The sequence below is a fragment of the Streptococcus sp. 5004 genome, assembly GCF_013276755.1.
In the GTDB taxonomy this organism is placed as follows: domain Bacteria; phylum Bacillota; class Bacilli; order Lactobacillales; family Streptococcaceae; genus Streptococcus.
On the sequence record NZ_VMLP01000023.1, the window covers coordinates 16,090 to 41,123 of the forward strand.

A 25,034-nucleotide genomic window follows, 5' to 3' on the forward strand; every position below is an offset into this window, starting at 1 on the left:
TTTTCACATACCCATCTATTATACACTATTTATCTGGAATTGCAAGAGAAAAGTTTATTTTTTAATCGACATAATCTCCGCCTTCAAAGCCGTAGTATTCTTCCAAACTGAGACCACTCTCAGCAATTTCTTTAGCTTCTTTTCCTACATAACGCAGGTGCCATTCTTCAGCCATATAGCCTGTTTCCTTTTCCTTGCCTTTGAGATAACGGACAACAAAGCCATAATCAGCCGCATGGTCCAAGAGCCATTGGGCTGCTTTTTCTTCTGTTACCAAATCACCATCAGTCCCAATCACATCAAAGGCCAAGCCTGTCTGGTGTTCGCTATAGCCAGGACGGGCAGAGTAACGGTCAGCTGCTGCTTTCCCGTCTTGATTGACATAATCTTGGTAGAGCTTGGTCTGAGTTTCATAACTTCTAAAGCCACTGTAATGGTCACTGATTGGGAAACCTGCATCTTGCATGGCTTTGATGAGTTTGACTAACTCAGCCTTGGCTGTTGGATTTTCCCCCGGATTGTAGTCTTTAGACAATGGATAGTGTTTGTTGGCTACGATGATTTCATCGTATTTCCCTTGGATGCTGTAGTAGTCACCTTTATTAACCACTTCTGCTTTCTTCTGGGCAGCTCCTTGAGACTTACTTCCTACTGTTCCATCAGCTTTGGCTGTCTGTTCTGTCTTAGCTTCTCCGTCTTCATTTTTTGCTTTTTCTTGTGAACAAGCTGCTAGACTCAAGGCTAGCAAAGCTGTCAAGACAAGGTATCTTTTTTTCATTTCTACTCCTTTATTTCTAATAGTTTATCTACTTCTGACGATAAACATTCGACTAATCTTTTAATCTCTTCCGGTTTTACTTGGCAAGTTTCTGCTGTCATTTCTTCAAAGGGAACCCACCAGACTGGACCACGTCCCTTGAGACCGTGACCATTCATATCACCTCTTCGTCTAGGGAAAAGGTGCCAGTGGAGATGGGCATCGCCATTTCCTAGCAGTTCGATATTCATTTTCTCAGCAGCAAAGGCCTTGGCAACCGCCTCTTGGACTAGACTCATTTCTTCGAGAAAACGGAATCTTGTTTCCTTTTTCAAATGGTGCAATTCCGTGACGTGTTCCTTGGCTAGAAAGAGACTATAGCCTGCAAAATACTGGTGATCTCCAATGACCACATAGCCTGTTTCCAACTCTTTGACAAAGTAGGGATTTTCTCCCTTCTTGATGAGCTCAATTCTCTGGCAAATCAGACACATATTAGTCTACCAACCCACTCTTAAGATAAGCATCAACCATACGCTCCGTTGCAACCACCGAGTCAATGTGTGTTCGTTCGTAAGAGTGACTTGATTCAATACCAGCACCAAGCAGAGCGTGTTTGACTTCTGCACCTGCGGACATAGCCGCTGAAGCATCCGAACCATAAAATGGATAGATATCCAGCTTAAATGGAATATCTTGCTCTTTCGCCAAGGCAACCAAGTGTTGACGGAAGTCATAGTGATACGGGCCTGAAGCATCCTTGACACAGATGGATACTGTGTACTCATCTGTCTGCTGGTCATCCCCCATAGCTCCCATATCCACAGCCAGATATTCTACTACCTGATCAGGAATATTAGAGTTAGCACCATGGCCTACTTCTTCAAAGACTGAAAAAGCAAAATGAGTTGTTACGGGCAATGCAATCTTCTCTTCCTTATAAATACGAAGCAGGTTAAGCAAAATCGCTGCGCTGACCTTATCATCCAAATGACGAGACTTGATGAACCCTGTCTCTGTCACGACAGTTCGTGGATCAAAGCTGATAAAATCACCGACCTCAATCCCCAAGGCACGAGTTTCTTTTTCATTGGTCACTTTTGCATCCAAACGCACTTCCATATTGTCCTGCGTGCGTTCTGCAGTTCCTGCATCCTTGTAGACATGGCAAGAAGTTTGGTGGATAAGGATGGTTCCGGATACCTTTTGACCTGTGCTAGCCACATGAACGGTACAGTTTTCTCCTTCAATCATGTTCCAAGGAAAACCACCGATACGATCCATTTTGAGACGGCCGTCTGGTTTGACAGCACGGACAATAGCACCCAGCGTATCTACATGGGCAGTCACATAGCGATGTTGTTCATCATTTTGACCTTTGATGGTCACATTGACACCACCCTTGGCTGTGCGAGCCGGCTGGTAACCAAAATCTTCTAAAGTCTTGACCAAATAGTCCGAAATCTCACGAGTGAAGCCTGTTGGCGATGCAATAGCTGTTAGTTCTTTGATATATTCTACTGTTTGATTCATTTATTTACCTCTTTTGCTACCTATTATAACACATTTATCATCGGATAAAAAAAGAAAATCACTCCTGTAGACTTGGCTACAAAAGTGATTTTATACTCAATGAAAATCAAAGAGCAAACTAGGAAACTAGCCGCAGGTTGCTCAAAACACTGTTTTGAGGTTGTAGATGGAACTGACGTAGTCAGTATCCTATACATACGACAAGGCGACGTTGACGCGGTTTGAAGAGATTTTCGAAGAGTATTAGTGATTATTCCATTTCAAAAACATCACTTTCTTGCTTGTTTGGCAGAACCAATGAGAGCAAGATTCCGACAACGGCTGGTACTAACCATGGGAGAGATGCCTTGGCAAAAGGAAGAGCGCTGACAAGATTTGCAAGAAACTCAACCTTAAACGAGCTTCCTAGTACGCTTGCAATGGCAATAGCTGTAACCATAGCAATTGTCAACTGCATACCTGGTTTTGAAAGTGCCACAAATTTGTTGACAATGACAATCATAACGATGGCAATGGTGATTGGGTACAAGATAACCAGTACTGGAATTGAGTACTTGATAATCGCATCAAGACCCAAATTGGCAATGGCAAATCCAATCAAGGTAAAGGCTGTCGCATAAACCTTGTAGCTGATTTGTGGGAAGCGTTCATTAAAGAACTCAGCTGTTGACACAATCAGACCAACTGTTGTTGTGAAACAGGTTACGGTAACCATAGCTGCAAGGAAGAGTTGAGCTGTTGAGCCAAAGATTTCTTGAGTGGCTTGTGACAAGATGTAAACACCTGGTGTTCCACCCTTCATCGCCTCAGCTGGTACCGGGAAATGGTTCCCAAGGAAACCTAAGCCGATGTAAAGAGCGCTGAAGGCAAGGGCTACAACGATACCAACAACCCAAATAGTCGAAATGTACTCTTTCTTACTTGAGAAGCCAAGTTGTTTCAAGGTTTGAACTGCGATTACGCTAAAGGCAACTGAAGCAAGAGCATCCAAGGTATTATATCCTTCTAGGAAACCTGTCCCAAAGGCAGAAGCTTGATAAGCGGCTGAAGCAACTTGAGGACTTGTTCCACCGTATTTGAAAGCTCCCAGAACAACCAAGATAACGATCAAAATCGCAAAAACTGGCGTTAAAATACGGCCGATACGGTCTAAGATTTTTGATGGATTAAGCGAAATCAAATAGGCTGCTGCAAAATACAGAACCGTAAAGACAATCAAACCAAGACCTTTATTTGCATCCGACAAAAGGGGGCTAATCCCTACTTCGTAAGCTGTTGTAGCAGTACGTGGGATAGCAAAGAATGGACCGATTGACAAGTAAAGAACTGAGAGGTAAAGAGTCGCAAACCAAGGCGCTATCTTTGTAGAAATCTCGTAGATATATCCTTTAGGATTTAGCGTTCCAATAATAAGGGTCAAGACGGCGATACCGACACCTGAAAAGACAAAACCTGCGATGGCAGGAAGAAAATGTTCTCCAGATAGAGCACCTAGAGAAGGCGGAAAAATCAAGTTCCCCGCACCAAAAAATATTCCAAACAGAAGCAAACCTGTTAGGGCACCTTTTTTAGCCATGAAAATCTCCTTTATATTTATAAAATACTGACCTAGTATATCATGAATAGGAGTATGAAAAAAGCTTCACGAAGTAAATATTGAATGTTTTCAAGATTCTTAAAAATGAGAATTATCTAAAAATAAAATTCCCCTACCCAGTCCACACCAAGTAGGAGAAAATTATAATGTTTACAGTTCTTCAAAGGCAGTCATACCACCTTGTACATTGATAACCTCATAACCTTGTTCTGATAAGAATTGGCAAGCATGCGCCGATCTCATTCCAGATTTACAAATAACATAATGTAACTGGTCCTTGTCCAACTGATCATAGATATCGGCTAATTGACTCAGAGGAAGATTCTGCGCACCTTCTAAATGAAGAGCTTCAAACTCATCCACTTCTCTCACGTCCACTAAAGAAAGTTGGTCGTTTTGGTAAAGCTGGTAAAATGCGTCAAAGGTAATTTCTTTCATTCTTTTTCTCCTAATACTCTTCGAAAATCTCTTCAAACCACGTCAGCGTCGCCTTACCGTGCGTATAGTTACTGACTTCGTCAGTTTTATCTGCAACCTCAAAGCTGTACTTTGAGCAGCCTGCGGCTAGCTTCCTAGTTTGCTCTTTGATTTTCATTGACTATAAAATGGTTTTAATTCTTTTTTTCAAATCTGGCACCACTTCTGTCTCAAACCATGGATTTTTGGCCATCCAGATTTGATTTCGCGGTGAGGGGTGAACTAAAGGAAAATACTCTGGCAAGTAGTTCTGGTAATGTTTCACCCTCTCCGTCACCTTGCCACTGACTTTCTCCTGCAAATAGTAGGCTTGGGCATACTGGCCAATCAAGAGGGTCAACTGAATATCTGGTAATTCTTGCAAGAGCTGTGGATGCCATTTTTCAGCAAAACCAGTTCTCGGTGGCAGATCACCTGACTTGCCATGTCCTGGAAAGTAGAAATCCATAGGCAAAACAGCAAAATATCCTGAATTGTAAAAAGTATCTTCATCCACACCTAGCCAGTCTCTCAGACGGTCACCACTCTTATCTTTCCAGTAAAGGCCTGCTTCTTGGGTTTTAAGTCCAGGTGCCTGACCGATGATATTGATGCGAGCAGTCTTTGGCGCTGCAAAGAGAGGCTCAATGCCACGCTCTGTATAGCTGGCATTCTGCGGATCTGACATGATAGCCTGTTTGATTCTTTCGATTTGAGACATCTACTTTCCCTCCAAAAAGAAGTCTAAGCATAAGATCTCAGACTTCTATCGTTTTATTTGATCAATTCGTAAATAGCTTCGGCATAAATTGCTGCTGCTCGGAAGAGATCATCCAAGGCGATAAATTCATTAGCTTGGTGCATGGTGTCAATTGAGTCTGGGAACATAGCACCGTAGGCAACACCACGCTCAAGCAAACGACCAAAGGTACCACCACCGATGACTTGCTCGTGACCTTTAAGACCAGTTTGTTTTTCATAGACACTCAACAAGGTTTGAACAAGTGGATCTTCCATTGGCACATAGTGAGGGGTGTGACCGTGCTCAGAAAGGCTAACAGAAGCAACTGGCAAGTTTTCAAGGATTGACTTGATTTGTTCTGGACTTGTTCCTTTTGGATAGCGGATATTAAGGGCAATGGTATTATCAGCGCTCGTTTCATCAAAGCGGAAGACGCCTGCATTCATAGAAAGGGCACCCATCTTTTCATCCACATGAGCAATCTTGAGACTTTCACCCTCATGGTCGTTCAAGAGAATTTTACCAGCGATGTCAAGGTAGTCTTTGGCTGGACCAGCAAAGTCAAACTGGCTAAGGAAGAGGGCTAGGTAAGTCGCACCATTGACACCTGAAGCAGGCATAGCACCGTGGGCTGATTTACCAATGATCGTCACCTTGTATTGGCCGGCTTCTTCTTGGAGTTCTCCTCTAAGTTTGTGTTCTGCAACAAAGGCATCTAGTTTAGCTTGCAAGTCAGCCAAGTCACCTGAAACGACTGCTGTTGCTGATTCAGGTACCATATTTTCACGCAAACCACCTGTGAAGCTGTGAAGACGGGCACCACCTGCATTTTCACCTGCAAAGTGAAGGTATTCCGTGATATTTCCTTTTTCACCATTGATGATAGGGAATTCAGCGTCTGGAGAGAAACCGAAGTCTGGTTTTGCAAGTCCTACATGCTCGAAGTAGTAGTCCATGTCTGCCCAACCTGATTCTTCGTCTGTTCCAACGATGAAACGAACTTTCTTAGAAGTTGGAAGACCCAATTCTTTGATGATTTTCAAACCATAGTAACAAGCTGTTGTAGGTCCCTTGTCGTCCGAAGCCCCACGCGCATATAGGCGACCATCTTTGATAGTTGGTGTGTAAGGGTCTGTGTCCCAACCGCTACCAGCTGGCACCACGTCCATGTGGGCAAAGATTCCGAGAACTTCTTCTCCATCACCAAACTCGAAATGCCCTGCATAGTTATCAACATTCTTAGTTGGATAGCCATCACGGTCTGCGATTTCAAGGAATTTCTCCAAGGCTTTTACTGGACCAGGCCCAAATGGATGTTCAGCATCAACCTTGCTGTCATCACGTTCTGAGTTGATTTCCAAAAGGCTAAACAAGTCAGCCAAGAGGTCTTCTTTGCGTTTTTCTACTTCTGCTGTAAAATCAATTACTGTCATTTTTTTCTTCTTTCTATCTTTTCTCAATGATTTCATCTACTGGCAAGCGGTAGCTTGGTTCCAATTTGTCGTCCGTGTAACCCACTGTAACCAAGAGTTCCGGGCGGAAGCGGTCTTCGATATCCAAAACTTCGTTGACTTTTGATTTGTCAAAACCAAGAATCAGATTTGATCCGATTCCCTGATCTGTAAGAGCCAAAACCAAGTTCATAGCAACCAGACCTGCATTGAGGGCTAGGTAGTCGCTGACCTGTTGTTCATTGTAACGGGCAAATTCCGCAGGTAAATTTTTCATAAAGTATTGAAGTTGCTCTTCAGAAAAGTTATTAGCACCGCCGACACGGGCAATCTTACGAGCACGTTTAGCCAAATCTGTGTCTGTAAATAAGGCAATAGTTACAGGAGCTGATGATACCTGTTCAAAGTTTGAACCGTAAGCCAATTTTGCCAGTTCAGCATTTTTCTCACGTACCACCACAAATTTCCAAGGCTGGCTGTTGTGGGCACTTGGTGCCAAGGTTGCAATTTCGATAGCCGTACGCACATCTTTTGGATCAACTGGCTTATCAGTGAAATGCTTAGTCGCATGACGTTTTTTATTTAATTCAAGAAATTTCATAATCGATTTCCTTTTCTAATTCTACTGCTTCCATTCTACCATAATTTGAAAGAGCTTGCAGGGATTTTTCATGATTAAGATTTTTTATTACAGCCATAAAAAATATATATTGGTTCATCAAGAAAGTTTCTGATAAACTAGCAAGTACTTTACATTTGAATGGAGATATTATGAAAAAATTCAGCCTATTACTAGCCATCATCCCCTTTTTGGTTGCCTGTGGAAATCAAGCTACACCTAAAGAAACCAGCTCTCAGAAGACAATCGTCGTTGCTACAGCTGGCGATGTGCCACCATTTGACTACGAAGATAAAGGCAATCTGACAGGCTTCGATATTGAAGTTCTAAAAGCAGTAGATGAAAAACTCAGCGACTACGAGATTCAATTTCAAAGAACCGCCTGGGAGAGTATCTTCCCAGGACTTGATTCTGGTCACTATCAGGCTGCGGCAAATAACTTGAGTTACACAAAAGAGCGTGCTGAAAAATACCTCTACTCACTTCCAATTTCAAACAATCCCCTCGTCCTTGTCAGCAACAAGAAAAATCCTTTGACTTCACTTGACCAAATTGCTGGTAAAACAACGCAAGAAGATATCGGAACTTCAAACGCTCAATTCATCAATAACTGGAATCAAAAACACACTGATAATCCTGCTACTATCGATTTTTCTGGTGAAGATATCGGCAAACGAATCCTAGACCTTGCTAACGGAGAGTTTGATTTCCTAGTTTTTGACAAAGTATCTGTTCAAAAGATTATCAAGGACCGTGGCTTAGACCTTTCTGTGGTTGACTTGCCTTCTGCCGATAGCCCCAGCAACTATATCGTTTTCTCAAGCGACCAAAAAGAGTTTAAAGAGCAATTTGATAAAGCACTCAAAGAACTCTACCAAGATGGAACACTTGAAAAACTCAGCAATACCTATCTAGGTGGCTCTTATCTCCCAGATAAATCTCAGTTACAATAATACTCTTCGAAAATCTCTTCAAACCACGTCAGCTTTATCTGCAACCTCAAAGCTGTGCTTTGAGCAACCTACGTCTAGCTTCCTAGTTTGCTCTTTGATTTTCATTGAGTATAAGATATATTAAAAACGATTGGACGAGCCAATCGTTTTTAGTTTGCATTGGTTATTTTAGGAAACTTTTACAAAAAATCAAAAAAATTCTTCACATCTTCTACATACCCATGCTTTTCTATTAAGCTAGCTAAGAGTTCCAGATTGTGCCCCTGATAGTTGTCTTCTCTTCGTAGCTCTTCATACATTTCGATAAAGGGAAGACCCTTGGACTTGGCCAATTCCAACTCCGCCTCATAATCATAAGCGACTTTACGAAATAGGATATTTACCAATTCCCCATCTTCAACTTCTATTATAGCATACTGGGCACGGTGATTTTTTAACGCCTCCCAATCAAAATAGGGCATACCAATAGAACCTGGATTGATGATTTGTTGCCCCTGACTTCCATAACGAAGCAACTGCTTGTGAACATGACCATAGACTGCCACGTCCGTTTCCTCATCTAGCAGTTGGTCAAATTTCTCTGTATCATTCTCAACTAGCAAGTCACCACCATAGTTCTTATTTGGCAAATTATGAGAGATAGAAAAGCGCAATCCGTCAATTTCTTTCTTTTCCAGCAAAGGCAAGCTTCGTAGCCAGACAATCGTTGCAGGATCCATTTGCTCCATCAAAAACTGGGTCATGCGCATTGACTGGATTTCTTTCGGATGTTCCAAACCATATTCGCCATCCAAGGCCTCAAGGACACGATCATCCCAATTGCCTCGAACACTGGTTGTGATAGGAAGGTCCTTTAGCAGGGCGACTAAGTCATTTGCGCCTGGACCAGGAAGAAAAATATCTCCCAGAAGCCAGTATTCACTGACTCCTTGATTTTTAGCATCTGCAATCACTGCTTCTAGGGCCGTCGCATTGCCATGAATATCTGATAAAATTGCGATTTTATGTTTCATTGTGGTTTCCTTCCGTTTGATAATCTACTCTTTCTTCCGCCACTTGAGGTAAAGCTTCTGCCTCTTGCGGGTTCAACTTGGTTTGCACAGCTTCTGCAACAAGTCTCGGTACTCCAACTTCGACAATCTCATCCACACTGGCTTCCTTGATTTTGGTCAAAGACTTGAAATGCTTCATGAGATTTTGCTTACGTTTAGGTCCCAGACCGTCAATGCCATCCAGTTGTGATGAAAAAGAATTTTTGGAGCGCAGTTGGCGATGGAAGGTGATGGCAAAGCGGTGCACCTCATCTTGGATGCGTTGGAGGAGGAAAAATTCCTGAGAATTGCGAGACAACTCCACCACCTCCAGCGGATCTCCAAAGAGCAATTCATGGGTTTGGTGCTTATCATTCTTTTGCAGACCTGCAATAGGAATGTCCAAACCCAGCTCTTCTTGGATGACTTGCTTGGCGATATTGACTTGACCTTGTCCTCCATCAATGACAATCAAATCTGGCGGGGTTAAACCCTCGCGCTGAACTCGACCATAGCGCCTGCGAATGACTTCTCTCATACTGGCATAGTCGTCTGGCCCAACGACAGTCTTGATTTTATACTTACGATAATCCTTCTTACTTGGTTTGCCGTTGACAAAGACCACCATGGCTGAAACAGGACTGGTCCCCATGATGTTGGAGTTATCGAAAGATTCGATACGAACTGGGGTTGGGATTTGAAGCAAGCGTCCTAGATTTTCAATAGCCCCTTGGGTCTTTTCGACAGATTTCTCTAGCAGATTGAACTTCTGCTCCAGACTAACTCGAGCATTCTTTATAGCCAGATTGACCAGCTGCTTTTTCTCTCCACGCTGGGGTTTGAGAATCTTGGTATTCACCAAGGCCTTGACTGCTTCTTCATCGACATCCTGCGGAATCAGTACCTCATTGGGAACCAGGTGAGATTTTTCTTGATAAAATTGTCCCACATAAGTCAAGAAGTCCTCATCCGGATCGTTGTAGTAGGGAAAAAGATTGACATCGCGCTCAATAAGCTTGCCCTGACGAACAAAGAAAACCTGAACACACATCCAGCCCTTGTCCACATAGTAGCCGAAGACATCGCGATTTTGGAGATCCTTGGCCATAACCCGTTGCTTGGTTCGAAGCGTTCCAATGGCCTGAATCAGGTCACGATATTCCGCTGCACGTTCAAATTCCATAGTCTGGGCTGCCGTTGCCATCTTGCCCTTTAGGTCATCAATGATTTTGTCATCTTGCCCTTTCAGAAAATCAGAAACCTCCTGAGCCATAGACTTGAAGTAGACCTCATCCTTCTTACAGATGGTATGGGCCATACATTGACCGATATGGTAGTAAAAACAGACCTTAGACGGTGGATTGGTACACTTACGAAAAGGGAAAATCCGATCTAGCAACCGCTTGATTTCATTGGCCGCCCCCACATCTGGATAAGGTCCGAAATAAAGACCTCCATCTTTTTTGACCTGACGAGTGATAATCAAACGAGGATAGCGTTCATTGGTGATTTTGATGAAAGGATAAGACTTATCATCCTTGAGCATGATATTGTACTTGGGCTTGTTTTCCTTAATCAGGTTGATTTCTAGGAGAAGTGCCTCAATATTAGACTCCGTAACAATAAATTCAAAATCCACAATTTCAGACACCAAGGCCTCTGTTTTAGTATCATGACTTCCACGGAAATAGGACCGCACGCGGTTACGCAGATTTTTTGCCTTTCCTACATAGATAATGGTGCCGTTTTTATCCTTGTGAATGTAACAACCAGGGCTGGTCGGCAAAAGCTCTAGTTTTGATTTAATCAAGTTGTTCATAATTCCATTATAGCAAAAAAGTAGGGAAAGATAGTCCCCTACTCATTAGTCTCATATAATTTTCGAAGTCTTTCAACATCCTCTTCCTGGATACCATAAAAAGAACCTGCTGGTTGCATGACAGACTTCTCATCTGTATGGTCTAAGCCAATCGCATGCCCCAACTCATGTTCTGCCGTATGGACAATACGCTCATAGGAATAGCCATAGTCTGGATTGGACAAATAATAATGATTCAACCGCACCGTTACAGACAAGAATTGTCCCGTTAAGAGATTGGTCTGACTTTCCGCCTCTCCTGCCACAGGAGTGCTTCCATCGTTCATCTCCGTAGCCATAATATCTGCCTTGCCGGCCTCAGTCACGAGTTCAAAGTTAAAAGCACCTGTTTGATTCCAGTTCTGAATCGCTTCTAAATATGCCTCTTGAAAACGTGAATCCATTTGCGGATCCAAGTAAATACGAGCAGAGGCCTGTGGCCACCTTCCTTCAGAATGCTGGTGACTATCTGTCTGACTTAACTTAGGCAGTTGCCCTGTTTTTCCCCATTGGTCAATACTTTGTTGACCAATTTTTACCGACCGCTCTACTTGCTTTAGTGCTCCTTGAAAATCCCCGTTCAGATACCAGAGAAATCCAAAAGCAAGAGCACATAAGAGTACAACTATCCAAACCAGACGCCAAAACAAACGCCAAACAAAAGAAAAGAAAGCCCCTATCAAACGAAAAAGCCAGCGCATATCCTTCCACCTTTCTAGTAAATAAAGTCTATTTTACTAAAAGAAGCTGAAAGAAAGCTAAATACTGACTTTTTCATCTTAACGTCCTACTATTTTTTTGAGTAACTGGATAGCTTTGTATTTTAAAGGCGATGGATGGTACCGGAAAGTACCTGCTTTGCGTACAATATAGCCATTAAAATTCTGTTTAAAACGCAAAACACCATCACTTCCATCAAAAATCCCTTGAATCCCTAGGAAGTTGTATTTAGGTATTCCACGTTTTATACTTTCCAACATAATATATTTTTGAAGTAGCGCAGGGGCATAGAATTTATTAAACTCAGTGTAGGAACCACTAAAGAGATAAGTCGTTTCCTGAGGCATATAAACAAATAAACTCCCAGCTAAAACAATATCTTCTTCCCCATATTTTTCAATCAAGTCTCGCGCTTCTGCTTTTCGAACTTCAAACGTTTCAAATTGACTAGAATATTCTCTCAGTTGATTTTGTTTTTTCTCAGAATGAGGCTTTTTACTCAAATCAAGTCGCAACTTGTCCAAGATTTCTTCTAGTTTACTTTGTTCACCTTGCAATTTGCTCATATAGTCCGAAAAATTTAAGCTTGCTATGAGAAACTCCGCTTGTTCTCCAAAAGCATCATAAAAATGCTCATAGTATTCTAAAGTTTTATCACTATATTCTCTACGTTCAGAGGTTTCTTTTGTGATATTCTTAAAAATCGATAGTTCTTCACGTTTTAACTTTTTCAACCGAATGCCAAAGGTTTCAGCCTTTTTAACCAAGGGTTTCCCTTTTTTGCTAAAACTTTTAAGCAAATTCTTTTCAGTTAATTCAGTCAAATCCTTATAGTATAACCAATCTGGTTCTCCACCTGGATACCCTGTCGTCAATCCATCAAATTGATAACCTAAATCAGTTAAACCTTGAATAATACTTTTTTTCTCAGCATTTATCGGATTACCTTCACTATCAAAAGTTTGATAAGTTTCATAAGGTTTTACAAGCAACTCTAATACACCATTTTGCTTAGCATATTCTTTTAACTCCGCATAAAAAACTGGAAGAGCATCTTGTTGGGTATAAATCGGCCCCGAATTGAGCTCCATATGCAGACCACCTAGCATGGGCAAGCTATAAACCAGAGCTGCAACTTGAATTTCTCCTTCTTGTTTCAAAGCAAGATAAACAATTCGAGCCCCTCTTTTTTCTAATAAGTCCCCCATCTGGACCGACTGCATAAAGGAACGAGAAGAAACCTGACCAGAATAAGCCTGAAACTCTTCTTTCGTGAGTGTAATTAGTGCCATATACTTACTTTCTATGTTTTTTTCTTAATGTTTTACGGAAATCAAGAGCAAGTCTTAACAGAGGATAGAGAGGATGGGTAGGCATTGTAAATTCACCCAAATATTCTTCAATCGTTGGATTAAATTTTTCCTTAAAATGATAAAGTCCACCATTGAGAGAGTTTTCAACACCACCTAAATTTTGCCACAACATACCTCGCTCAAAGGCATAGCGAGCCGTTTCATACCAAGTTAAAATTGGTGCATTGTAACGTTTAAAATCATCATCCATACCAGCATATAGATTGACAGAGGTAGTACCAAATTCCAAACTCAAAGTAGCCGCTAAAGGAACTCTCGCTTGACCTGCATCCATATATTCCTGCAGGAAAGTCAATTCCTCTAACAAACGTTCTTTTTCCTTCTTCTGCGCTTCTACTTTTGAAGTGCGAGTCGACTCAGTAAAGGTCTCTTCCAAGGCTCTATTTTTCGCTAACTGTTCTTCTAATTCTTGCGAACGTTTAGAGACATCCAAGGTGGCCAAGGTGATATAGGCCTTGTCCTTAAAATTATCTAACAACTTTTTATAATAGGCTTCATTCCTCAAATGAATCTCTTTCCGCTTCTCGGTTTTTTTCATCAAAAAGGAAAAAGACTCCAATAATTCAGTTCCACCAAATTGAATCTCTACCCCCTTATTCCGTGCTGTTCGGATAGCTTGCCTCGTTGACTTAGAAAGTTTATCTTCTTCAAAATTTTCCTTGTATATTTTCGCCTGAATACGAGGTTGAATGGTGTCTCCCATTTCCTCTGTTTTTCCTGACCACCTTACTCCCATTTGTTGCAAACTATCAATAATAGCCAGATTTTCAGGAAATTCTGTCTTTTCCTGATTGATTAAACTTTGAGACAGGCAAATACTTGGATCAAAAGTCACAAAAATAGCTCTCTTACTACGAGCATAAGACTTAATGGACTGAATGACAAAACTCAAGAGTTCCGTATCCCCATAATCCAATATGGGTCCTCTTGGGACGTAAAACATTTTATAGCCTAGCGGAAGAGTTCTAATCAAAATACTAGCTGTAGCCAGTAATTTTTCTTCCCTGTAGACACCAAACCTCTCATGTTGCCAATCAGACTTAACTTCTTCCCAAGCACTACTTTGTAATACATTAGCTAATTCATGTTCTTTGACAAACTGATCATATTCTAATGTGGGAATGCCAATTTGATAACGGTACATTTCCTACTCTCTTTCCTCCAGTATCTTATTACTATTCTACTACTTTCGTTTGAAAAGTCTAGTGAAAACATATTTTATTTTAGTTCTACTACCCCTATGCTGGAGTTCAAACTAACTCAATCTCTCTTCTAATTTGAAATCAATTGGTAGGGTTGCTAAAAAACGTTCCAATTGTTTTTCCCAGTAGTACCATTCGTGAGTTCCAGCACTATGGCTATAGATCACATCAAATCCCAGTTTTTTGAGATTTTTCACTGCTAGATTATTGGCTTCATACAAGAAATCCTGCTCACCACACCAAGCCCACAGCTTGGTCTTTTTGTCCGATTTTTTAGCCAGACTTTCAAGTGAATAGGGACTAGTTGTCCAGTCTTTAATCTCCCCAAAAACACCTCTCCAATAAGCCGGTGTCCCCAAATTTTGGCTCTCAGGAGAAAAATCTTGAAAACTAAGGGCACCTGAAAAACTAGCTGCATGAGAAAAACGATTTGTAGCAAGAGCCAATTTGAAACAGCCGTAGCCTCCCATAGAGAGACCAGCGATAAAGGTCTTTTCACGCTTGCTGGTCATGTTAGGGAAGAAGCGTTTCAAAACCTCTGGCAATTCCTCTGCTAGAGCTGTGTAATAGTCAAAACCATACTGGGTATCGGTATACCAACCGTTGCTGGTATTGGGCAGGACAACGATTAGATTGGTTCCTCGAAGCAAGCGTTCTACATTGGTTCGCTTGAGCCAACTATTATGATTGCCAGACATCCCGTGCAAGAGGTACAAGACGGGAATATCTTTACAATCTGGTTCTTCCACTCGATTAGCATCAGGATAGAGGACATTCACTCCCCACTCCATATCCAAAACTTGTGAGTAATACTCGATTTTCATTACTGCCATGATTTTCTCCTTCTATTTTCCGATAAGAAAAAGCCGAAATTCGACTTTCTCTCTGTTTATTTCAACTATTTCAACGATTATTTTGCTTCCATGACTACTGGTAAAATAGCTGGACGACGCTTAGTTTGATCAAAGAGGTACTTGGTCAGATTATCACGAACCTTCCCTTTAAGATCTGCCCAGTCAAAGTCATCTCCTTGAAGATAGTCTTCTACCGTCTGATTAATCAATTCTGAACTTTCACGGAGAATATCACGGCTCTTCTTGAGATAAACGAATCCACGCGTGTGCACACGAGCCTTGGCCACAATTTTCTTCTCACGACGGTTAACTGTGATTGCTACGATGAAAATACCGTCCTCTGACAAGACCTTACGGTCACGAAGAACCACATTTCCAACATCACCAATAGCATTTCCGTCAATCAAGACATCGCCTGCTGAAACTGCGCCAGCTGGGACAAAGTCCCCATTCTCATAAGCCATGCTGGTTCCCTTTTTAGGGATGAAAATGCGTTCTGGCAACATCCCAACTGCCATAGCTGCCTTAGCATGGGCATCCAACTCACGGTATTCCCCTTGAATTGGGAAGAGATACTTGGGTTGCAAGAGATTGATCATCAACTGCAAATCACGCGCATTTCCGTGCCCTGATACATGTAAACTTTGGGTAATCAATTTGACAACCCCTCCTGCCTGATAAATCATATTTTCCACACGCGCAACGAAGGCTTCTTTAGCAATAGACGGAGCCGTAGCAATATAGACCAGGTCCCCATCCTTGATTTCTACATAACGATGGCGACCAATCGACATCTTACGAAGTCCATTGATAGGTTCACCCATACGACCTGTCTCAAGAATAATCAACTCATGGTCTTCAAAGCGAGACATATCTTTCGGCTTAATCAAGAGAATTTCGTTGGCTAAAGACAACTTCTTGAGACGAATCGCTGTGCGGACGATATTTTCAATATCAAATCCTGTCAAGACGATACGTCGACCTGTTTTATCCGCAGCGTCAAAAATCTGCTGGATACGAGAAAGGTTACTGGAAACAGCTGCAACGATGATACGACCTTCCCAGTCAGCAATGGTTTGGGTAATTTCATCTCTAACTTCACTTTCACTAGCCACCTGAATATTGCTGTCCGCATTGGCCGAATCACTGAGGAGAGCCAGGACGCCGTCACGACCGATTTCTGCCAAACGAGCGAAGTCTGTCGCATAGGATTCACTAGCTGTCTGGTCAAATTTGAAGTCACCTGTATAAACGATGCTCCCTTCAGCTGTCTTCAAGACAATTCCCAGGCTCTCTGGAACGGAGTAAGTCGTAGGGAAGAAGGAAACCACTGTCCCACCAAAATCAATCTCCGTATCTTCATCAATAACATGAAAATCATTAAATTTCTTGACTGCGTCATTTCCTTTGACAAAGAGTTTTGCCAACTCAATGGTCAACTCAGAGCCAAATACAGGTACCTTGGCTTCAGCCAAGAGATAAGGCAGAGCACCAATAGCATCTGCATGTCCGTGAGTTAAAAATACCCCAGCAATTCGATCTTTATTTTCAAAAAGGTAGTCCATCTTTGGAATCACCACATCGACCCCTAATTGTTCATTTTCGGGATATTTTAACCCTGCATTCAAAACAAAAATGGACTCTCCAATTTCAGCAATGTACATATTTTTCCCATTTTCACGTACACCACCAAGTGTTGTTAAACTAATATTACTCATTTTTCCTCCAAAATCTTAGTTTATCTTGATTATAGGGTTGCTTACCCTCTTATTCTAAAAGCACTATTACTGTTAGCCGAATCTTTTCCTACCATTATACCATTTTTTTGATGATTTTCAAAATGAAGATTTGTTTTCAAAAAAGAGCTGGTTTCCCAACTCTTTCCTATGATCTACTCTTTTTCCATTAAAAAGTCATAAATTTCTTGCACGGTACCCAGCGCCATCATTTCTTGGTCTTTGACGGTTTGTTTGAGATTTTGGTAAATCTGACTTTCTCCGATTTCTCTCTTTGGCGCTTCTTTATTGACTGTCATAACCCCATCTTTGATCGTCACAAAGCCTAGTTCTTTAAAGACTTGAATCATCTTAACCAGCAAGATTTGTTGGATATTGAGATAAGCAGCCAAATCCTTGAGCTTGTAGCGAATATCAAACTCTGGAAACTGGTAGATAGTCTTGTACAATTTGGCAAACTGCTCTCTAGTCCCATAGCCTGTCAGATAGTAGGCCTTGTCAATATCATTTTTGAAATAGACAGCGGAAAAATTCTGTTTCTGAAAAATGGTCTTCAACAGAGTAATATCCTCAGGTATGGTTTTCACGACAATAGCTTCACTATCCGCAAGATTTGGCAGTTCTCCAGAAAAATCCAAGACTGGAACTCCTTCTGGCAAGGCTGCATTCTTCCCACGAATGTTAAAAAGTTGAACACCTTCCACACGCGCATCCACCATCATCAACTGGAGAGCAGTTTGGCCATTCCATTGGTTGACAGACAATTTGACTGCCAGCTCTAGATTCTTGGTTTGAGCAAATTCTGTTGCCCATCTGCCTTGTCCAAAGGCTACCACTTCAAAACTCGCCTCACCCTTGGAAATTTTCAGCTTGAGATGGGCATTGCCTGCTCCCATAGTACGAGCACTTTCGACCTGAAAATCCTTGATATAAAAGACAGGTTTCTGATTATCCATTCCAAAAGGTGCCAAACGTTCAAAGTTCTTGACTGTTTCAAGACTCAAAGTCTCCAAATCCAGTTCTTCATCTAAATTTAACTTGTTCTTGCCAGCAGCATCTGCGCCTTTTTCACGGACATAATCTTCCAAGACCTGAGATAAATCTGAGAGTTTCTCAACTTCCAGCGTCATGCCAGCCGCACCAGCATGACCGCCAAAGGCGATGAAGAGGTCTCGATGAGGATCCAGAGCCTCAAAAATATCGACCGCTTCCACACTACGAGCACTACCCTTGGCACGACCGTCTTCTATATTGAGAACGATGACTGTCTGTCCTAGTTTTTCCAGCAAACGACCAGCCACGATTCCTAGAACCCCAGGATTCCAGCCTTCCTTGGCCAAGACTTGAACCTTCTTCTCAGGGTCCACCATGGTCTTAGCTTCTTCATAGATAGACTGGACGATTTCCTTGCGCTCTTCATTTTTCTGATGAATCATAAGGGCAATCTCGTGAGCCTCCTCATCATCAAAGCCAGTCAACAAATCAATGGCTGGATTAGGATCATCCAAGCGGCCCAAGGCATTCAAACGAGGGGCAATCTGGAAACCAACCGTTTCTTCTGTTACTTCGTTGGCAGCAATCCCAGCCATGTCTAGCATTTCTTGTAGACCAATACGCTGAGTGTGTCCCAACATTTCCAGACCATACTGAACCAAGATACGGTTCTCATCTGTCAAACTAACCATATCAGCAATGGTACCAATAGCGACCAAATCAAGCAATTCCACTTGTACTTCTTCTAAAAGGGCACAAGCCAGCTTGAAAGCAACTCCACAACCAGCCAAATATTTGAAAGGATAGTTCGCATCCGGATGTTCAGGATGGACAATAGCATAGGCATCTGGTAAGGTTTCAGGCATGGAATGATGGTCAGTCACAATGACATCCACTCCCATAGACTGGGCCAATTCAATAGCCTCATGACCGGCAACCCCATTATCCACCGTCACAATCAAGGAAATCCCTTCTTGCTCGATAAAGTATTTATAGACACTTGCATTAGGTCCATAGCCATCGGTAAAACGATTAGGCAAGTAAACACGGCATTCGGCGCCAAGCTGTTCCAAACTTTCCTTCACAATCGAAGCCGAAGTCATACCATCCGCATCATAGTCTCCATAGATGAGAATATTTTCCCCTTCTTCAATGGCCTGACGAATACGAGCCACTGCCTTGTCCATATCATGGAGCAGATAAGGGTCATGCAAATTCTCCAAGGAAGGTTCTAAAAACTTCTTCAGACTTTCTTGGTTCTGAATCCCTCTTTCAAATAATAACCGAGCCACCTCAGGACCCAGTCCAGCCTTCTTGGCTATCTTTGTAAAATCCGCATCTTCAACCTGCGGGGCAAACTGCCATTCATAAGTAGGTGTTATCAAAAAGACATCCACTCTTTCTAAGAATTCTATTGCTTCATTATAACATGATTTAGGCTTTTTCTCTATCCAGATTGCTTTTTTATAAAATTTTAGTGAATTTTTAAGATATGATTTGACAAGGCAATTCTTTTGGTGTAGAATCGTGTTATAAAATATAACACAAAGGAGATTCCTTATGGCTTTAGTAGAATTTGAACACGTCGAAAAATATTACGGAGACTACCATGCACTCCACGACATCAATCTCCGTTTTGAAAAAGGGCAAGTCGTTGTCCTCCTAGGCCCTTCTGGTTCTGGAAAATCAACTCTTATCCGCACCATCAATGGTTTGGAGGCTGTAGACAAAGGAAGTCTTCTAGTAAATGGTCACCAAGTTGCTGGTGCCAGCCAGAAAGATTTGGTACCTCTTCGCAAGGAAGTCGGCATGGTTTTCCAGCATTTTAACCTCTACCCTCACAAAACAGTGTTAGAAAACGTAACACTCGCACCCATAAAAGTTCTAGGAATTGATAAAAAAGAAGCTGAAAAAATAGCCCAAAAATATCTGGAATTTGTAAATATGTGGGACAAGAAAGATTCTTATCCAGCCATGCTTTCTGGTGGACAAAAGCAACGGATTGCCATCGCACGTGGACTCGCTATGCATCCTGAACTCCTCCTCTTTGATGAACCAACATCTGCCCTTGACCCTGAAACCATCGGTGATGTTCTGGCAGTTATGCAAAAATTGGTCCACGATGGTATGAATATGATTGTCGTCACCCATGAAATGGGCTTTGCCCGTGAAGTTGCCGACCGCATCATCTTTATGGCTGACGGAGAAGTTTTGGTGGATACGACAGATGTTGATGACTTTTTCGACAATCCAAGCGAACCTCGTGCCCAACAATTCCTCAGCAAAATCATCAACCACGAAAGTGACAAAGTCAAATAAGGAGGCGCCTATGAAAAAGAAATTCTTTTTATCCGCATTATTGATTAGCCTTTTCGGCCTTGCTGCTGCAAAACCCGTTCAGGCTGATACCAGCGTCGCAGATATTCAAAAAAGAGGCGAACTGGTTGTCGGTGTCAAACAAGACGTTCCCAATTTCGGTTACAAGGATCCCAAGACAGGGACCTATTCTGGTATCGAAACGGACTTGGCCAAGATGGTAGCTGATGAGCTCAAGGTCAAGGTTCGCTATGTGCCTGTTACCGCACAAACCCGTGGTCCCCTTCTAGACAATGAACAGGTCGATATGGATATCGCGACCTTTACCATCACAGACGAACGCAAAAAACTCTACAACTTTACCAGTCCCTACTACACGGACGCATCTGGATTTTTGGTCAATAAGTCTTCCAAAATCAAAAAGATTGAGGACCTAAACGGCAAAACCATCGGAGTTGCCCAAGGTTCCATCACCCAACGCCTGATTACTGAACTGGGTAAAAAGAAAGGTCTAACCTTTAAATTCGTCGAACTTGGTTCCTACCCAGAATTGATTACTTCTCTACACGCCCACCGTATTGATGCCTTTTCCGTTGACCGCTCGATTCTGTCTGGCTACATCAGTAAACGCACAGTACTACTAGATGATAGTTTCAAGCCATCTGACTACGGTATCGTTACCAAGAAATCAAATACAGAGCTAAACAATTATCTTGATAACTTGGTTACTAAATGGAGCAAGGATGGTAGTTTGCAGAAACTTTATGACCGTTACAAGCTCAAACCATCTAGCCATACCGCAGATTAAGGAGGATACCCTATGACAGATTTATCATCTTGGACAGCCTATTTTCAGGATTTTGGACAATTTTTCAATGGATTCCTCTTCACTCTTGCCCTAGCTATCGGATCCTTTATCCTAGCCATGGTTTTAGGCATCTTCTTCGGAGCCATGTCAACCAGCAAACGTCCAATTTTGCGAATCTTAGCTCGTATATTTGTGGAATTTTACCAAAACACTCCCCTCTTGGTGCAGTTTGTTATCGTTTTTTATGGCCTACCTCTTATCAGTGACCATATCATCATGATTCCGATTTATTGGACGGCTGTTCTCTGCGTGGGACTCTATCATGGCGCCTATATCGCTGAGGTGATTCGCTCAGGGATTCAGTCTATTCCTAGTGGTCAGATGGAGGCCGCCTTGTCGCAAGGTTTTACCTATATCAGCGCCATGCGCTTGATTATCTTACCTCAAGCCTTCCGTATCATTCTCCCTCCTTTGACCAATCAAATCGTCAACCTCATCAAGAATACCTCGACAGTTGCTATCATCTCTGGAGTAGACTTGATGTTTGTGACCAAGTCTTGGTCAGCACTTAACGGAAACTACATTCCATCCTTTTTAGGCGCTGCCCTTCTCTACTTTTCTCTCTGCTTCCCTGTTGCCCAGTTTGATCGCAAGATGGAGCAAGCAAACAAAAAAGCCTATTCACTTTAGGAGGTTACTATGGAATCCATTTTAGAAGTTTTGACCCCAGATAACCTAGTCTTTATCTTTAAAGGATTTGGCTTGACCCTCTATATTTCTCTGATCGCTATCGTCCTCTCTACCCTTATCGGTACAGTGCTAGCCGTCATGAGAAATGGCAAAAATCCTATCTTGCGCATTATTTCCAGCATTTATATCGAATTTGTGCGTAACGTTCCCAACCTCCTCTGGATTTTTACTATCTTTTTGGTTTTCAAGATGAAGTCCACTCCAGCAGGAATCACTGCCTTTACTCTCTTTACCTCAGCAGCCCTAGCTGAGATTATCCGAGGTGGTCTCAATGCCGTAGACAAGGGACAGTACGAAGCAGGAATGTCGCAAGGATTTACCTCAGCCCAAATCCTCTACCACATCATTCTCCCACAAGCAATCCGTAAAATGCTGCCAGCCATCATTTCTCAGTTTGTAACCGTGATTAAGGATACCAGTCTTCTCTACTCTGTTATCGCCCTACAAGAACTCTTTGGAGCCAGCCAAATTCTCATGGGCCGTTATTTCGAACCAGAGCAGGTCTTCAGTCTTTATATCCTGATTGCCCTCATCTACTTCAGCTTTAACCTAGCCATTTCTAGCCTGTCTCATATGCTAGCCAAACGTTGGCAACAAGCTGCAGAATAATACTCTTCGAAAATCTCTTCAAACCACGTCAGCTTCACCTTGCCNNTTCCTAGTTTGCTCTTTGATTTTCATTGAGTATAAACAGCCACTCTCCAGTTCAATTGGAGAGTTTTTTGATGAGAGTAGATATTTATAGACCTCAATTTGACACCATACTTTTTCTATGATAAAATGTAACAAATTTGTTTACAACAAATCAAAATCTAAATGAAATGAAATTTTCTATGAAATCAATCAAAGGACTACTCTTTATCATAGCTAGTTTTATCTTGACTATTTTGACTTGGATGAACACTTCTCCCCAATTCATGATTCCAGGACTAGCTTTAACAAGCCTATCTCTGACTTTTATCCTAGCCACTCGTCTCCCCCTACTAGAAAGCTGGTTTCACGGTTTGGAGAAGGTCTATACTGTCCACAAATTCACAGCCTTTCTCTCCATCATCCTACTAATCTTTCATAACTTAAGTATGGGCGGTTTGTGGGGCTCTCGCTTAGCTGCTCAGTTTGGCAATCTTGCCATCTATATCTTTGCCAGTATCATCCTTGTCGCCTATTTAGGCAAATACATCCAATACGAAGCTTGGCGATGGATTCACCGTCTGGTTTACCTAGCCTATATTTTTGGACTCTTTCACGTCTATATGATGATGGGCAATCGTCTCCTCACATTTAATCTTCTAAGTTTTCTTGTTGGTAGCTATGCCCTTTTAGGCTTACTAGCTGGTTTTTATATCATTTTTCTATATCAAAAGATTGGCTTCCCCTATCTAGGGAGAATTACCAATCTCAAACGCTTAAACCACGATACGCGAGAAATTCAAATCCATCTTAGCAGACCTTTCAATTATCAAGCAGGACAATTTGCCTTCCTAAAGATTTCCCAAGAAGGTTTTGAAAGTGCTCCGCATCCCTTTTCTATCTCAGGAGGTCATGGTCAAACTCTTTACTTTACTGTCAAAAATTCAGGCGATCATACCAAGAATATCTATGACAATCTTCAAGTCGGCAGCAAAGTAAGCGTAGACAGAGCTTACGGACACATGATCATAGAAGAAGGACGAGAAAATCAGGTTTGGATTGCTGGAGGTATTGGGATCACCCCCTTCATCTCTTACATCCGCGAACATCCTATTTTAGATAAACAGGTTCACTTCTACTATAGCTTCCGTGGAGAAGAAAATGCAGTCTACCTTGATTTGCTCCGTGACTATGCTCAGAAAAATCCTAATTTTGAACTCCATCTAGTAGACAGTAGGAAAGACGGCTATCTTAATTTTGAGCAAGAAGAAGTGCCCGAACATGCAAGCGTCTATATGTGTGGTCCTCTTTCTATGATGAAGTCACTTGCCAAACAGATTAAGAAACAAAATCCAAAAACAGAGCTTATTTACGAAGGATTCAAGTTCAAATAACCACTCATACTCTCCTGGGAATTTCCCAGGAGTTTTTTCTACACAACCGCAAAAAACACTGCCAGATTTCTAGCAGTGCTTTGAATTTTATTTATTTTAATAGATTGTTTTTTCAGTTTCTACATCAAAGAAGTGGGCTTTGTTCAAGTCAAATCCAAGTTCAACTGTTGCACCTGTTTGCAAGTAGTCACGAGCATCAACTTTAGCAACAAATTCATCTTTACCAACTTGGCAGTAAAGGTGAGATTCTGAACCAAGCAATTCTGATACAGAGATAGTCGCTTTTACAACACAGTCTGGGAATGTTTCAAGGAAGGCAGGTTCTGCATTCACATCTTCTGGACGAATACCGAAGATCAATTCTTTACCTTCGTAGCCTTTTTCACGAAGAACTTTCAATGCTCCTTCTGGCACTTTCAAACGGAAACCATCAGAAATAATTTCGCTACCAACTAATTTCACATTGATGAAGTTCATTGCTGGGCTTCCGATGAATCCTGCTACGAATTTATTAACTGGTTTTTTGTAAACTTCTTGAGGAGTACCGATTTGTTCCACACGTCCGATAGTACCTGTACCAGCAGGGTTCTTAGTTGCTGACATGATAACGATACGGTCTGCAAGTGTCATCGCTTCTGTTTGGTCGTGAGTTACATAGATAGTTGTAGCCCCGATACGACGGTGGATTTTAGCGATTTCAGCACGCATTGATACACGAAGTTTAGCATCCAAGTTTGACAAAGGTTCGTCCATCAAGAATACTTTTGCATCACGGACGATGGCACGCCCCATGGCAACACGTTGACGTTGACCACCTGAAAGGTCAGCTGGTTTACGTTCCAAAAATTCTTTCAATCCAAGGATTTCAGCTGCTTCTTGCACACGTTTGTCGATGTCTTCCTTGCTGTATTTACGCAATTTCAAACCGAAAGCCATGTTGTCATAAACAGTCATGTGTGGGTAAAGAGCGTAGTTTTGGAATACCATGGCGATGTCGCGGTCTTTTGGAGCTACGTCGTTGACAACCACGCCATCGATAGATGCAGTTCCTTCTGTGATGTCTTCAAGACCAGCAATCATACGGAGAGTAGTTGATTTACCACATCCTGAAGGTCCTACGAAAACGATGAACTCTTTGTCTTTGATGTTCAAGTTGAAATCTTCAACTGAATAGTGTTCGCTGTTTGGATATTTTTTGTAAATATTTTTAAGATTTAATTCTACCATGAGGTGAACTCCTTTTGTCTTTTGATAGTTTTAT

The 25,034-nt window shown here is 41.9% G+C and carries 23 protein-coding genes; 6 read left to right on the plus strand and 17 right to left on the minus strand.

Annotation, left to right across the window (positions count from 1 at the left end; genetic code table 11):
- Positions 1-61 precede the first annotated feature (61 nt).
- The 8 genes from ldcB to HT685_RS07540 all read right to left on the minus strand — a co-directional run bounded on the left by ldcB (position 62) and on the right by HT685_RS07540 (position 7,137).
- Positions 62-778 carry an LD-carboxypeptidase LdcB/DacB gene (gene ldcB, locus HT685_RS07505; protein ID WP_173227286.1) on the minus strand — a complete coding sequence of 239 codons (717 nt, stop codon included), beginning with the start codon at positions 776-778 and terminating at the stop codon, positions 62-64.
- Positions 779-780: 2 nt separating this feature from the next.
- On the minus strand, positions 781-1,251 hold the full coding sequence (locus tag HT685_RS07510) for an HIT family protein (RefSeq protein WP_173227283.1): 471 nt from the start codon (positions 1,249-1,251) through the stop codon (positions 781-783).
- Between the two features lies 1 nt (position 1,252).
- Positions 1,253-2,290, minus strand: coding sequence for a M42 family metallopeptidase (locus tag HT685_RS07515; RefSeq protein WP_173227281.1), 1,038 nt, complete (start codon positions 2,288-2,290; stop codon positions 1,253-1,255).
- Positions 2,291-2,540: 250 nt separating this feature from the next.
- On the minus strand, positions 2,541-3,866 hold the full coding sequence (gene brnQ / locus HT685_RS07520) for a branched-chain amino acid transport system II carrier protein (RefSeq protein ID WP_173227280.1): 1,326 nt from the start codon (positions 3,864-3,866) through the stop codon (positions 2,541-2,543).
- 171 nt (positions 3,867-4,037) lie between these two features.
- Positions 4,038-4,325: a rhodanese-like domain-containing protein gene (locus tag HT685_RS07525; protein WP_173227278.1), complete on the minus strand. Its 288-nt coding sequence runs from the start codon at positions 4,323-4,325 to the stop codon at positions 4,038-4,040.
- Between the two features lie 160 nt (positions 4,326-4,485).
- Positions 4,486-5,064, minus strand: coding sequence for a uracil-DNA glycosylase family protein (locus HT685_RS07530; protein ID WP_173227276.1), 579 nt, complete (start codon positions 5,062-5,064; stop codon positions 4,486-4,488).
- 53 nt (positions 5,065-5,117) lie between these two features.
- Positions 5,118-6,518 (minus strand): dipeptidase PepV, encoded by a 1,401-nt coding sequence (gene pepV, locus HT685_RS07535; protein WP_173227274.1) that lies wholly within the window; start codon positions 6,516-6,518, stop codon positions 5,118-5,120.
- A 13-nt stretch (positions 6,519-6,531) separates the two neighbouring features.
- Positions 6,532-7,137 carry a nitroreductase family protein gene (locus tag HT685_RS07540; RefSeq protein ID WP_173227272.1) on the minus strand — a complete coding sequence of 202 codons (606 nt, stop codon included), beginning with the start codon at positions 7,135-7,137 and terminating at the stop codon, positions 6,532-6,534.
- A gap of 170 nt (positions 7,138-7,307) precedes the next feature.
- On the opposite strand from HT685_RS07540, the gene HT685_RS07545 reads away from it, so the two are divergent.
- A complete protein-coding gene (locus HT685_RS07545) occupies positions 7,308-8,108 on the plus strand; it encodes an amino acid ABC transporter substrate-binding protein (protein WP_101781471.1) in 801 nt (266 codons plus the stop codon).
- Between the two features lie 179 nt (positions 8,109-8,287).
- Here HT685_RS07545 and HT685_RS07550 read toward each other — a convergent pair whose 3' ends face one another.
- From HT685_RS07550 to recJ, 8 genes are all read right to left on the minus strand, one after another.
- Complete coding sequence (locus tag HT685_RS07550) at positions 8,288-9,121, minus strand: metallophosphoesterase family protein (protein ID WP_173227270.1); 834 nt, start codon at positions 9,119-9,121, stop codon at positions 8,288-8,290.
- A complete protein-coding gene (uvrC, locus tag HT685_RS07555) occupies positions 9,111-10,958 on the minus strand; it encodes an excinuclease ABC subunit UvrC (RefSeq protein WP_173227268.1) in 1,848 nt (615 codons plus the stop codon). The genes HT685_RS07550 and uvrC overlap by 11 nt, the downstream gene beginning before the upstream one ends.
- Before the next feature lie 38 nt (positions 10,959-10,996).
- Positions 10,997-11,698, minus strand: a complete 702-nt coding sequence (locus HT685_RS07560; RefSeq protein WP_173227266.1) for a M57 family metalloprotease — start codon at positions 11,696-11,698, stop codon at positions 10,997-10,999.
- Positions 11,699-11,776: 78 nt separating this feature from the next.
- Positions 11,777-13,009: a peptidoglycan bridge formation alanyltransferase MurN gene (gene murN, locus HT685_RS07565; protein WP_173227264.1), complete on the minus strand. Its 1,233-nt coding sequence runs from the start codon at positions 13,007-13,009 to the stop codon at positions 11,777-11,779.
- Between the two features lie 4 nt (positions 13,010-13,013).
- Positions 13,014-14,234 carry a peptidoglycan bridge formation alanyltransferase MurM gene (gene murM, locus HT685_RS07570; RefSeq protein WP_173227262.1) on the minus strand — a complete coding sequence of 407 codons (1,221 nt, stop codon included), beginning with the start codon at positions 14,232-14,234 and terminating at the stop codon, positions 13,014-13,016.
- A gap of 111 nt (positions 14,235-14,345) precedes the next feature.
- Entirely contained in the window at positions 14,346-15,125 is a 780-nt protein-coding gene (locus HT685_RS07575; protein WP_173227260.1) for an alpha/beta hydrolase family protein, read from the minus strand.
- 77 nt (positions 15,126-15,202) lie between these two features.
- Positions 15,203-16,864 (minus strand): ribonuclease J, encoded by a 1,662-nt coding sequence (locus HT685_RS07580; protein ID WP_000065626.1) that lies wholly within the window; start codon positions 16,862-16,864, stop codon positions 15,203-15,205.
- Between the two features lie 173 nt (positions 16,865-17,037).
- Positions 17,038-19,260: a single-stranded-DNA-specific exonuclease RecJ gene (recJ, locus tag HT685_RS07585; protein WP_173227258.1), complete on the minus strand. Its 2,223-nt coding sequence runs from the start codon at positions 19,258-19,260 to the stop codon at positions 17,038-17,040.
- A gap of 175 nt (positions 19,261-19,435) precedes the next feature.
- Here recJ and HT685_RS07590 point away from each other — a divergent pair, with 175 nt between their 5' ends.
- The 5 genes from HT685_RS07590 (at position 19,436) to HT685_RS07610 (ending at position 23,773) form a co-directional block, all read left to right on the plus strand.
- Positions 19,436-20,194 (plus strand): amino acid ABC transporter ATP-binding protein, encoded by a 759-nt coding sequence (locus HT685_RS07590; RefSeq protein WP_173227256.1) that lies wholly within the window; start codon positions 19,436-19,438, stop codon positions 20,192-20,194.
- A 10-nt stretch (positions 20,195-20,204) separates the two neighbouring features.
- A complete protein-coding gene (locus HT685_RS07595; RefSeq protein ID WP_173227254.1) occupies positions 20,205-20,999 on the plus strand; it encodes a transporter substrate-binding domain-containing protein in 795 nt (264 codons plus the stop codon).
- Between the two features lie 12 nt (positions 21,000-21,011).
- Entirely contained in the window at positions 21,012-21,689 is a 678-nt protein-coding gene (locus tag HT685_RS07600) for an amino acid ABC transporter permease (protein WP_173279002.1), read from the plus strand.
- Positions 21,690-21,698: 9 nt separating this feature from the next.
- Positions 21,699-22,358 carry an amino acid ABC transporter permease gene (locus HT685_RS07605; RefSeq protein ID WP_000443883.1) on the plus strand — a complete coding sequence of 220 codons (660 nt, stop codon included), beginning with the start codon at positions 21,699-21,701 and terminating at the stop codon, positions 22,356-22,358.
- 224 nt (positions 22,359-22,582) lie between these two features.
- Positions 22,583-23,773, plus strand: a complete 1,191-nt coding sequence (locus tag HT685_RS07610; RefSeq protein WP_173226808.1) for a ferric reductase-like transmembrane domain-containing protein — start codon at positions 22,583-22,585, stop codon at positions 23,771-23,773.
- A gap of 96 nt (positions 23,774-23,869) precedes the next feature.
- Here HT685_RS07610 and ugpC read toward each other — a convergent pair whose 3' ends face one another.
- Positions 23,870-25,000 carry a sn-glycerol-3-phosphate ABC transporter ATP-binding protein UgpC gene (gene ugpC / locus HT685_RS07615; RefSeq protein ID WP_173226810.1) on the minus strand — a complete coding sequence of 377 codons (1,131 nt, stop codon included), beginning with the start codon at positions 24,998-25,000 and terminating at the stop codon, positions 23,870-23,872.
- Positions 25,001-25,034 lie beyond the last annotated feature (34 nt).

Coding starts and splice junctions, on each gene's coding strand:
- ldcB (WP_173227286.1), bottom strand. CDS start 778: ATGAAAAAAAGATACCTTGTCTTGACAGCTTTGCTAGCCTTGAGTCTA.
- HT685_RS07510 (WP_173227283.1), bottom strand. CDS start 1,251: ATGTGTCTGATTTGCCAGAGAATTGAGCTCATCAAGAAGGGAGAAAAT.
- HT685_RS07515 (WP_173227281.1), bottom strand. CDS start 2,290: ATGAATCAAACAGTAGAATATATCAAAGAACTAACAGCTATTGCATCG.
- brnQ (WP_173227280.1), bottom strand. CDS start 3,866: ATGGCTAAAAAAGGTGCCCTAACAGGTTTGCTTCTGTTTGGAATATTT.
- HT685_RS07525 (WP_173227278.1), bottom strand. CDS start 4,325: ATGAAAGAAATTACCTTTGACGCATTTTACCAGCTTTACCAAAACGAC.
- HT685_RS07530 (WP_173227276.1), bottom strand. CDS start 5,064: ATGTCTCAAATCGAAAGAATCAAACAGGCTATCATGTCAGATCCGCAG.
- pepV (WP_173227274.1), bottom strand. CDS start 6,518: ATGACAGTAATTGATTTTACAGCAGAAGTAGAAAAACGCAAAGAAGAC.
- HT685_RS07540 (WP_173227272.1), bottom strand. CDS start 7,137: ATGAAATTTCTTGAATTAAATAAAAAACGTCATGCGACTAAGCATTTC.
- HT685_RS07545 (WP_101781471.1), top strand. CDS start 7,308: ATGAAAAAATTCAGCCTATTACTAGCCATCATCCCCTTTTTGGTTGCC.
- HT685_RS07550 (WP_173227270.1), bottom strand. CDS start 9,121: ATGAAACATAAAATCGCAATTTTATCAGATATTCATGGCAATGCGACG.
- uvrC (WP_173227268.1), bottom strand. CDS start 10,958: ATGAACAACTTGATTAAATCAAAACTAGAGCTTTTGCCGACCAGCCCT.
- HT685_RS07560 (WP_173227266.1), bottom strand. CDS start 11,698: ATGCGCTGGCTTTTTCGTTTGATAGGGGCTTTCTTTTCTTTTGTTTGG.
- murN (WP_173227264.1), bottom strand. CDS start 13,009: ATGGCACTAATTACACTCACGAAAGAAGAGTTTCAGGCTTATTCTGGT.
- murM (WP_173227262.1), bottom strand. CDS start 14,234: ATGTACCGTTATCAAATTGGCATTCCCACATTAGAATATGATCAGTTT.
- HT685_RS07575 (WP_173227260.1), bottom strand. CDS start 15,125: ATGGCAGTAATGAAAATCGAGTATTACTCACAAGTTTTGGATATGGAG.
- HT685_RS07580 (WP_000065626.1), bottom strand. CDS start 16,864: ATGAGTAATATTAGTTTAACAACACTTGGTGGTGTACGTGAAAATGGG.
- HT685_RS07590 (WP_173227256.1), top strand. CDS start 19,436: ATGGCTTTAGTAGAATTTGAACACGTCGAAAAATATTACGGAGACTAC.
- HT685_RS07595 (WP_173227254.1), top strand. CDS start 20,205: ATGAAAAAGAAATTCTTTTTATCCGCATTATTGATTAGCCTTTTCGGC.
- HT685_RS07600 (WP_173279002.1), top strand. CDS start 21,012: ATGACAGATTTATCATCTTGGACAGCCTATTTTCAGGATTTTGGACAA.
- HT685_RS07605 (WP_000443883.1), top strand. CDS start 21,699: ATGGAATCCATTTTAGAAGTTTTGACCCCAGATAACCTAGTCTTTATC.
- HT685_RS07610 (WP_173226808.1), top strand. CDS start 22,583: ATGAAATCAATCAAAGGACTACTCTTTATCATAGCTAGTTTTATCTTG.
- ugpC (WP_173226810.1), bottom strand. CDS start 25,000: ATGGTAGAATTAAATCTTAAAAATATTTACAAAAAATATCCAAACAGC.